This window comes from Myxococcus sp. AM009, from assembly GCF_013372605.1.
Lineage (GTDB): Bacteria > Myxococcota > Myxococcia > Myxococcales > Myxococcaceae > Myxococcus > Myxococcus vastator.
In genome coordinates this window covers 1-9,274 of the sequence record NZ_JABXEP010000219.1, presented here as the reverse complement: position 1 = coordinate 9,274, position 9,274 = coordinate 1, and the positions used below count along the sequence as shown (strand labels likewise).

At 67.1% G+C, this 9,274-nt stretch carries 10 protein-coding genes; all 10 read left to right on the top strand.

Going from position 1 to position 9,274, the window contains the following annotated elements; genetic code table 11:
- Nucleotides 1-846: diacylglycerol kinase family protein (locus HV824_RS32805; protein ID WP_176425012.1), on the top strand; the 846-nt coding region annotated here is incomplete at its 5' end.
- A 72-nt stretch (nt 847-918) separates the two neighbouring features.
- Nucleotides 919-1,608, top strand: a complete 690-nt coding sequence (locus HV824_RS32800; RefSeq protein WP_176425011.1) for an NUDIX hydrolase — start codon at nt 919-921, stop codon at nt 1,606-1,608.
- A gap of 122 nt (nt 1,609-1,730) precedes the next feature.
- Nucleotides 1,731-2,534, top strand: coding sequence for a protein phosphatase 2C domain-containing protein (locus HV824_RS32795; protein ID WP_176425010.1), 804 nt, complete (start codon nt 1,731-1,733; stop codon nt 2,532-2,534).
- A 4-nt stretch (nt 2,535-2,538) separates the two neighbouring features.
- Nucleotides 2,539-4,416, top strand: coding sequence for a hypothetical protein (locus HV824_RS32790; protein ID WP_176425009.1), 1,878 nt, complete (start codon nt 2,539-2,541; stop codon nt 4,414-4,416).
- Between the two features lie 58 nt (nt 4,417-4,474).
- Nucleotides 4,475-5,539, top strand: a complete 1,065-nt coding sequence (locus tag HV824_RS32785; RefSeq protein ID WP_176419625.1) for a nicotinamidase — start codon at nt 4,475-4,477, stop codon at nt 5,537-5,539.
- Between the two features lie 107 nt (nt 5,540-5,646).
- Entirely contained in the window at nt 5,647-6,444 is a 798-nt protein-coding gene (locus tag HV824_RS32780) for a hypothetical protein (protein WP_176425008.1), read from the top strand.
- Between the two features lie 233 nt (nt 6,445-6,677).
- On the top strand, nt 6,678-7,832 hold the full coding sequence (locus tag HV824_RS32775) for an FRG domain-containing protein (protein WP_176425007.1): 1,155 nt from the start codon (nt 6,678-6,680) through the stop codon (nt 7,830-7,832).
- A 228-nt stretch (nt 7,833-8,060) separates the two neighbouring features.
- Nucleotides 8,061-8,693, top strand: coding sequence for a hypothetical protein (locus tag HV824_RS32770; RefSeq protein WP_176419622.1), 633 nt, complete (start codon nt 8,061-8,063; stop codon nt 8,691-8,693).
- A 36-nt stretch (nt 8,694-8,729) separates the two neighbouring features.
- The gene (locus HV824_RS32765) at nt 8,730-9,008 is read left to right on the top strand and encodes a hypothetical protein (RefSeq protein ID WP_176419621.1); all 279 of its coding nucleotides are present in this window, start codon (nt 8,730-8,732) and stop codon (nt 9,006-9,008) included.
- 28 nt (nt 9,009-9,036) lie between these two features.
- On the top strand, nt 9,037-9,274 hold a 238-nt coding region (locus tag HV824_RS37765; protein ID WP_255208522.1), incomplete at its 3' end, for an IS66 family insertion sequence element accessory protein TnpB.

The following is a 9,274-nucleotide window of genomic DNA, read 5'->3' as shown; positions in this document are numbered from 1 at the left end:
TCCCTCCTCCTGGCGGGCGGTGGCGACGGGACGATTACCGGGCTGCTCAATGAGCTGCGCACCGCGGGAGTGGCGCTGCCGGCCATTGGCGTCCTCCCCATGGGCACTGGCAACGCCTGGGCGCGCGTCACCGGCGCGCCGCGGCCCGCGGAGGCCTTGAAGCAGATTGCCGCCGTGGGCGAGCGCCTGCCGCCCCTGCGCCCCTTCGCCCTGGTCCGCGTGGAGGGCAAGGTGGCCCCCTTCGCCGGCACCGGCTGGGACGCGGAGATGATTCAGGACTTCAAGAACCAGCTCGCCGCCTCCGGCCCGCTGCGGGGCACCCAGGCCGGCCTGCGTGGCTACCTGGGCGCCATGTTCACCCGGACGGTGCCTCGCCACGTCTTCGGCGAGGGCAACCCCATGGTGTCCGTCTACAACCTGGCCGACCCCGCCCTCACGGTGGACGCGCGGGGCTCCGTGCAGCCCGTGGCGCATGGGGACAAGGGCGCGCTCCTGTACCGGGGACCCGCGGGCGTCGCCGGCGCGGCCACCACGCCTGAGTGGGGCTTCGGCTTCAAGGCCTTCCCCTTCGCGGAGGCGGTGCCCCACCGGCTGTCCGTGCGCGTCTATGGCGCCGGCGTGCTCGAGGCCACCCGGAACATGTTCCGCCTCTGGCGCGGCGAGCATCCGATGCCCCAGATGCATGACTGGTTCGTCCAGCGCCTGCGCATGGACTTCGACCGGGAAGTGCCCTTCCAGATGGGCGGCGACGTCATCGGCATGCGGCGCTCACTGGAGTTCGACCTGGCCGAGGAGAGCGTCCAGCTCGTCGACTGGCGCCAGCTGTCGCGCATGGTCCGGACCTGACCGCGCAAGGCCCGACCGCCACCGCTGTCCTTGACTTGACCCGGGTGTGTTCCGGACCCTATTCGGGGAGCCGTGAGCTACACCTATGAGTACCCGAGGCCGGCGCTGACGGTGGACTGTGTCGTCTTCGGTCTGGATGACGAGGACCTGAAGGTGCTGCTCATCCGCCGCGGGGTGGAGCCCTTCTCCGGGCGGTGGGCGCTGCCGGGGGGCTTCGTGCGGATGGAGGAGTCGCTCGACGACGCCGCGCGCCGGGAGCTGGACGAAGAGGCGGGCATCCGGCCCAGCCATCTGGAGCAGCTCTACACGTTCGGCACTCCGGGGAGAGACCCGCGCGGGCGCGTCGTCACGGTGGCGTACTTCGCGCTGGTGAAGCTCAGTGACCACGTGCCGCATGCGGCGACGGACGCGCGGGACGCGGCGTGGTTCTCCGTCTGGGATACGCCGAAGCTCGCCTTCGACCACGCGGACGTGCTCGGCACGGCGCTGCAGCGGCTCAAGGGCAAGGTCCGCTATCAGCCCATCGGCTTCGAGCTGCTGCCTCCCAAGTTCACGCTGACGCAGCTCCAGCGGCTGTATGAGGTCATCCTGGAGCGGGAGCTCGACAAGCGGAACTTCCGCAAGAAGATCCTCGCCATGGACCTGCTCGAGGAGCTGGACGAGGTGGAGCAGGACGTCTCCCACCGCGCCGCGCGCCTCTACCGGTTCGACCACAAGAAGTACAAGCAGCTGGAGAAGGCGGGCTTCAACTTCGAGCTCTGACCCTTTGCGGGCTTGAGGGACGCCCGGGAGCCTCGTCGCATTGACATCGTGTCATGTGGACACTATGTTGGTGTCACTTAGACACGAACATGGGCTCAACCCGGGTTCGTGCCGGGAGAGCCATGTCCGCGCTGCCCTTCGACATCGCCGCTGCCTCAGTGCCAGGCCGGGAGCACGCCCGAGCGGGTCGCAACAACCAGGATGCGCTGTGCATCCGCGCCAGCGAGCATGGCCTGGTGGCAGTGGTGACGGACGGCTGTGGCAGCCAGCCCTGCAGTGAGCTGGGCGCACAGTTGGGGGCGCGCAGGTTGGCGCGGGCCGCGCTGGTGCGGCTCGCGGACGGTGAGCGCGTGGATGAGCCCACCTTCCTCCCAGGCCTTCGGGAGGACGTGTTGTGCCTGCTCGGTGAGCTCCGGGCGGACCTGGGGCGGGAGGTGATGGGGGACTTCCTCTTCACCGTGGTGGGCGCGGTGGTGACGCCCACGTTGACGCTCGTCTTCTCCGCGGGGGACGGCGTGTGGGCGCTCAATGGCGAGGTGCATCCGCTCGGGCCGTTTCCGGGGAACGCGCCGCCCTATCTCGCCTATGCGTTGACGCACGGAGCGGACGTGGCGTTGACCGCGCGGGCCCTGGTGCCCACGGAGGAGGTCCATGCGCTGCTGCTGGGCACCGACGGGGTGGCGGACCTGGAGCGGCTGGCCACCACGCGCATGCCGGCGCGGGACGAGCTCGTCGGCCCGCTGTCGCGGCTCTGGACGGAGGACCGGTACTTCGCCAACCCGGATGCCCTGCGCCGCCGCCTGGCCTTGCTCAACCGAGAAGCCGTGCGCGCGGACTTCGCCTCCCAGCAACTGGCGCGCACGCCGGGCCTGCTGCCGGACGACACGACGCTGGTGGTGCTGCGCCGCCGCATGGGGAGGGCATGAGGCCATGGACGTCTGGCTCGAAGGCAAGAAGGTGCGGTTGAACCCCGCGCGAGCGCTGGGCAAGGGCGGCGAGGCGGACGTGTTCGACTTGGGGGATGGCCGCGCCCTCAAGGTGTTCAAGCCGCCCGAGCACCCCGACTACATGGGCCTGCCCGCGGAGCAGGCCGCGGCGCGCGTACGGCTGGACGAGCACCAGCGCAAGCTGCGCGTCTTCCCGGCAGGACTGCCTGGCCGCGTGGTGGCGCCACAGGCCCTGGCGACGGACAAGCAGGCGCGCGAAGTCCTTGGCTACGCCATGCGCAAGCTGGAGGGCGTGGAGCCCTTGCGACGCTTCGGGGAGCCGTCGTTCCGCAGGGCGGGCGCGGCGTCCGGGCGGGTGGTGGAGGTGCTGCGCGAGCTGCATCGGACGCTCGGCGCGGTGCACGCGTCGGGCGTGGTGGTGGGGGACTTCAACGACCTCAACGTGCTCGTGGCGGGGGCGTCGGAGGCGTACCTCATCGACGCGGACAGCTTCCAGTTCGGCGGGTTCCTCTGTCCGGTGTTCACGGAGCGCTTCCTGGACCCGCTGCGGCTCGGGAGCTCGGGCACGCAAGGGCTGACTCCCAGCAGGCCCGCGTCCATTGAGAGTGATTGGTATGCCTATGCCGTCGCGGTGATGCAGTCGCTGCTGTGCGTGGGACCGCACGGCGGCGTCTACAAGCCCAGGAGCGCGGCGGCGCGGACGACCTCCGCGGGCCGGGTACTCCAGCGCATCACCGTGTTTCATCCGGAGGTGCGGTATCCAAAGCCCGCGCTGCCGCTTTCGACCTTGCCTGACGACGTGCTGCACCACCTGCACCGCGTCTTCGTGGAGGACCTCCGCGGCGTCTTTCCGCAGCCGCTGCTGGAGGGGCTGCGCTTCACTGCCTGCGCGTCATGCGGCGTGGAGCATGCGCGCGCGGCCTGCCCGACGTGTCAGCCTCACGCCACCGCGACCGCCACGCCGGTGACGTCGGGCCGGGGCCAGGTGACGGCGACGCGGTTGTTCTCCACGCGAGGCGTGCTGGTGCACGCGAGCAACGAGGCGGGCGTGCTCCGCTGGCTCTACCACGCGGAGGGGGCATACCGGCGCGAGGACGGACGCGTCGTGTTGCGCGGGGCGCTGGACCCGTCGCTGCGCTGGGCCTTGCAAGGGGACGTGACGCTGGTGGGCCGGGGCGGTGAGGTGGCGGTGCTGGCGCCCGGCCGGCCCCCGGACCGCATGGGCGTGGATGCGCCGGAGGGCCAGTCCGCCTTCGCCACCAACGCTCGGCACCGGTACTGGGCCGTGGGCGGCGGGCTGTGGCGGGACGGCGCGTATGGACCGGAGCAGGTGGGCGCGGTGCTCGAAGGACAGACGCGGCTCTTCGTGGGGCCGCGCTTCGGGTTGGGCTTCCATCGCGCGGGCGGCCTGCGCGGCGCCTTCGTCTTCGACGCGGAGCGCCTAGGCTTGAAGGATGGCCTGTCGCTGCCCTGGCCCACGGGAAAGCTCGTGGACGTGGACTGTGTCTTCGATGGGCCCTCCGCGTGGCTGTTCCTGGTGGAGGAGGCCGGTGGGCGCACGCTGCATCACTGCGTGGTGGTGGGCCACGACGGCGCCGTGCGTGCGAGCGCGGTGGCGGAGGCCGGTGACGGCTCGTGGCTGGGCAACGCGCCGCGTGGACGGTGCGCGGCGGGCGATGCGCTGTTCTGCGCCACCGATACGGGGCTCACCCGCGTGGAGCTCCGTCAGGGTCGCCTCGAAGCGGTGCGCGAGTTCCCGGATGCCGAGCCCTTCGTGGACGCGGGCTGCTCGCTCTTCCTCGTGCGGCAGGGGCTGGCGGTGGTGGGACGGCAGGACATCACCGTGCTGCGAATGAACTGAAGGGACTTCTCAACACCGCGTGGAGCGGGTGCCTCCACGCCTCATAGGAGGTAGGACGATGAAGACGCAAGTGAAGGCGCTTCCGCTCCCGAGGTTCTACGACGCGGCCCATGCCGGTCAGTTCGGGTACAGCCCTGACGCGGGAAAGCTCCAGGCGGAGGCCCAGGGCTGGCGCGCGGCGAACGACGTCTCCATGGCGGCGACGGACGCGTTCAACCTGCACTTGCTGCTCATCGACGTGCAGAAGGACTTCTGCTTCCCGGAGGGCTCGCTCTACGTGGCGGGACGCAGCGGGCGCGGCGCGGTGGACGACAGCCGACGCATCGCGGAGTTCATCTACCGCAACCTGGGCGCGCTGACGAACGTGACGGCGACGCTCGACACCCACTTCGCGTACCAGATTTTCTTCCCGTCCTTCTGGGTGGACCAGGACGACCAGCCGCTGACGCCGTACCGCGAGGTGACGCGCGAGCAGCTCGAGCGGGGGCAGGCGCGGCCCAACCCCGCCATGGCGAAGTGGCTGTGCGGTGGCAACTACCCCTGGCTGCTCAAGCAGGTGAAGTACTACTGCGAGGAATTGGAGCGGGCGGGCAAGTACACGCTGTACCTGTGGCCGCCGCACTGCCTGCTGGGGAGCGATGGACACGCGCTGGCGGGGGTGGTGCAGGAGGCGCGGCTGTTCCACTCCTTCGCGCGTGGCATGCAGTCGTGGGCGGAGGTGAAGGGGGGCAATCCGCTGACGGAGAACTACTCGGTGCTGCGCCCGGAGGTGCTGGGGCGGCATGACGGCCAGCCGCTGGCGCAGCGGAATACACAGTTCCTCAAGACGCTGCTTACCGCGGACGCGGTGGTGATTGCAGGGCAGGCGGCGAGCCACTGCGTGAAGAGCTCCATCGATGACCTGCTCGGGGAGATTGTCGCGCAGGACGCGGCGCTGGCGCGCAAGGTGTACCTGCTGACGGACTGCATGTCGGCGGTGACAGTGCCGGACGGCAAGGGCGGCTTCGCGGCGGACTTCACCCCGCAGGCGGAGGCGTCGCTGAAGCGCTTCGCGGACGCGGGCATGCACCTGGTGAAGTCCACGGACCCGCTGGCGAGCTGGCCGGACCTGCGCATCGCCTGAGCCTCGCGGCGCGGGGCGTGACGACACACAACAATCACTTCGCCTGCGCTCGCCAGCGCGGGACGGGCGGAGCCCTGCCCTCGGGAGGGGGAGAAGGAGCACGGGACATGAGCAGCAAGGCGAATGGCAGTGGCATCCGACAGCTCTTCGATGACGCGCACGCGGAGGGCGTGCTGAGCCCAGCGGGGCTGCAGGCGCTGACGGTGGTGGACCTGGGCGCGCAGATTCAGGCGGGGCTCGGCGTCTGCGTGGAGGACGTGCAGTCCAGCGAGGTGGTGCTGGTGACGGTGATGCCGGATGACTCGGGGAGCATCGACTACTCCGGGCACACGAAGACGGTGTGTGATGGGCACAACCTGGTACTGGACGCGCTGCTGGCGAGCAAGCAGAAGGACGGCGTCCTCTTCCACACGCGCTACCTCAACGGGTTCGTGCTGAACCCGTACCGGCCGGTGGAGGACGTGGTGCGGATGCACGCCAAGAACTACCGGGCGGACCAGGGCACGCCGCTGTATGACCAGTCGGTGGTGCTGCTGGGTACGGTGCTGGCGAAGGCGCAGGAGTTCAGCGCGAACGGCGTGCCGGTGCGGACGGTGACGCTGTTGATTACGGATGGCTCGGACCAGCACTCGACGTCGGCGAAGGCAAAGGACGTGGCGGCGCTGGTGAATGACTTGAAGCGCGCGGAGAACCACATCGTCGCGGCGATGGGCATCAGCGATGGGAGCACGGACTTCCGGCGCGTGTTCCGCGAGATGGGCATCGACGACAAGTGGATTCTCACGCCAGGGCAGAGCGCCCAGGAGATTCGCGCGGCGTTCCAGGTGTTCAGCCAGTCCGCCGCGCGAGTGAGTCAAGGTGCCGCGAGCTTCAGCCGTACCGCGCTGGGGGGCTTTGGGCAGTGAGGGAACCGGGGCTCCGCGCGGAGGCACACGGACTGCTGGGCCATCAGCGGGGTGTAGTTCTCATCCTGAGCAGGCGGCCGCCTCCTCGTGATTTCAGCGCCTTACACTGAGCACGGCTGCTGGGTAGGCGGCAGCCTCCCTCGGAGCGTGCTCAGGATGGGAGCTTCCTTGCCGCAGGTGGAGAGCGCCCAGTATAGACTGAACAATCTATACAGAGCACAGGGAACAAAAGAGTGTCCGAGCAATACGACAGGCTGCTTGAGTTGCTCCGTCAGCAAGGTTTGACTCTGGAGGAAGCCAAAGATCGGGTGGCCGAGCATGCTGCCCTGCTGTCACTGGCAAGGCCCAACGAAGGCATCACCTTCGACTCCACTGTGCGCGACCTCTTGCAGGCGGAGGAGCGACAGATTGAAATCCGGAAAGCAGCTGAACCCGAATCTGTCGACTGCGACTCCGCAGATGAGTTTATTGATGTGCTTTCGCCACGTCACCCGAGGTTCTGGCATTCGAGTTCCGAAGCGTGGGTCTTCCGTGGGCAGGCGAACGCTGATTGGCCCATATTACCCTCTGCGCTACGTTCGACTGCCCTGCTCCCCGATGGAACGCAGGGCCACTGGTCAAAAACTGCCCCCTCGCAATTCACGAACGACGGCCAGGTTCGCCGCGAGTTGATGGCGCTGCGAGATTTCTACTGGAGAGCTGACCGCATTGGTCTTTCAATACCAGGAGACACTGTAGAAGTTCGCCAACTGATGGCCGACGATCAATGTCTCAAGCGCCTAAGGGATGCCGATGGTGCATTTCAATGGCCAGCCCAAGCTCTTGTGCCCTTGATGGCACTAGCCCAGCACCATGGATTGGCAACCAGACTGCTCGACTGGACACGCAGATCCTATGTTGCCGCCTACTTCCCAGCGACAGAGGCCGCAAAATGGCATTGCGAATCTCAAGCCGGGGTCGCGACAAAGGCGACGCATCTTGTCGTTTGGGCGTTCAAATTCAAGCGCTCATTGGATGGATTTGGGCGCATCTGGGAGTCCTTGCTTGAAGGTGATATGCCCAAAGGCGAAATTATCGAGCACTCAGTGCCAGCCGCAGGCAATCGAAACCTCCATGCACAGGAGGGACTATTTTTAACTGAAAGCAAGCTACTCTTGAGTGGAAGAAAAACCGTCACGATTGTGCCATTCGAAGATCAGATAAAAAGGCATGTGGCGGGATACAGCACAATGAAGGTAAGGCACTCGATCAGATTTCGACTCCCGATCGCGGAAGCGCCAAAGCTCCTCATGGGCCTGCATCGAATTGGCGTCGACGCCGCCTCGGTATTTCCCGCTGGAGATGGCATCACGAAGGCGCTCCACGAGCGTGCTTGGTGGCCAAAGTAACGCCGGAAGGGCATAACTTCCATTTCGAGCACGCTCCGAAGGGAGCCTGCCGCCTGCCTAGAGCGCCGATCATGTTGATAACTCAATGATTTTGATCGCTTGCGGGAGGGGATCGAGCCCGGGACGACCGTCGAAACGACGCCCTGACACAGGCTCGTCGCTGTGAACGGAATGGCGCCGTTGGGTGGCGCAGCTCGACATACGCGTCTCCTCGCGTATCATCCATCGATGAGCGATAAGCCGGTCTCGGACCGATACCATGCTTGCATCGCGCCCCTCGCGGCTTCCTCGGTGGCGAAAGCTGGTCAGTGCGTGCTGTCGTATGGCCACAATGGCGCCGATCTCGCCCGCGTACGACAGACTCTGACACTGCCCGCGGCACTCGAGCGCTTCTACGAGCAGGCTGATTCCATGCAGATCCGATGGCGCTTGCAACAAGGCGCCGCAATCGAGTACCTCGACCGCGAGATCGACATCGTTGGGGGAGAGGCGAACGTCCTCCCTGTTTCCACATGCGTCGACGGCATCGACGGCCGACGTGGAGCGGAACTACTCGACCCGTACGGATCCTTTCCGGAGGCGCGTGAGTTGCTCGACCGCCTCGCGCCCTTCGATTACTGCGAGGGCGAGTTCGCGGTCTGCTTCGAAATGGAATCGGGCCGGGTCCTCGACCGGCTGCATTTCGTGCCACTCGACGGAGTCGGAGAGATCCGGCCGCTGCCCGTGGGCGTCGAGGACTATTTGCAGCGCGGCTTTGCCATGCGTTTCATACACCACTGGGTCGAGGCAGCATTCTTCGACAGTCCTGACTGGACGGCGTTCTCGAAGCACTATCTCGCGCAGGTCTTCGGTTCGGAGTAGGAGACCGATTACTCGCTCTTCGCCGGAAGTCGGGACGTGAAATCTCGTGAGATTTCCGTGTGCTGCTGCCGAAGGTTCGACGCGCTGACCCATCGACACCGGAGCATCCGGCTGCTCTCTTTCGGACGTGCAAACGAACCGGGAGAGAACGAGATGGGTCAGCGCGCAAGAGTCCTTACACAGATCGCAGGCGTTCGCGGCTTCAAGGTCATCGGCCACCGCTGGGAGGGCGCCGACGGGCAGCTCGTCGTGCCGGTCATGGGCTTCGATGCCCGTAAGCGTCCGGCCAACGACGTGATGAGGGGCGTTGAGTGACGCGCCGCCGCCGTGGACCCTGGCGTGCATGTCGAAGCCGGTGGAGAAGCAGGAGTGGTTCCGTGTCGCTGAGTCTTTCGAGGCCAGCGGGCTGACGCAGGTGGAGTTCGCGCGGCAGCGGGGCGTGCGGCTGAGCACGGTGCAGTCGTGGGTGTACCGTCGGCGCCGGCACCTGGCGGCGAAGGCCGAGCCGGTCCGCCTGCTGCCAGTCCAGGTGACGGCCCCCGTGGAGCCGAGCACCACCCTCGTCGAAGTCGTCACGGAGG

Bases quoted from the DNA above. Each gene is read 5' to 3' on its own strand.
- HV824_RS32795 (WP_176425010.1), top strand. From the start codon at position 1,731: ATGTCCGCGCTGCCCTTCGACATCGCCGCTGCCTCAGTGCCAGGCCGG.
- HV824_RS32790 (WP_176425009.1), top strand. From the start codon at position 2,539: ATGGACGTCTGGCTCGAAGGCAAGAAGGTGCGGTTGAACCCCGCGCGA.
- HV824_RS32785 (WP_176419625.1), top strand. From the start codon at position 4,475: ATGAAGACGCAAGTGAAGGCGCTTCCGCTCCCGAGGTTCTACGACGCG.
- HV824_RS32780 (WP_176425008.1), top strand. From the start codon at position 5,647: ATGAGCAGCAAGGCGAATGGCAGTGGCATCCGACAGCTCTTCGATGAC.
- HV824_RS32770 (WP_176419622.1), top strand. From the start codon at position 8,061: ATGAGCGATAAGCCGGTCTCGGACCGATACCATGCTTGCATCGCGCCC.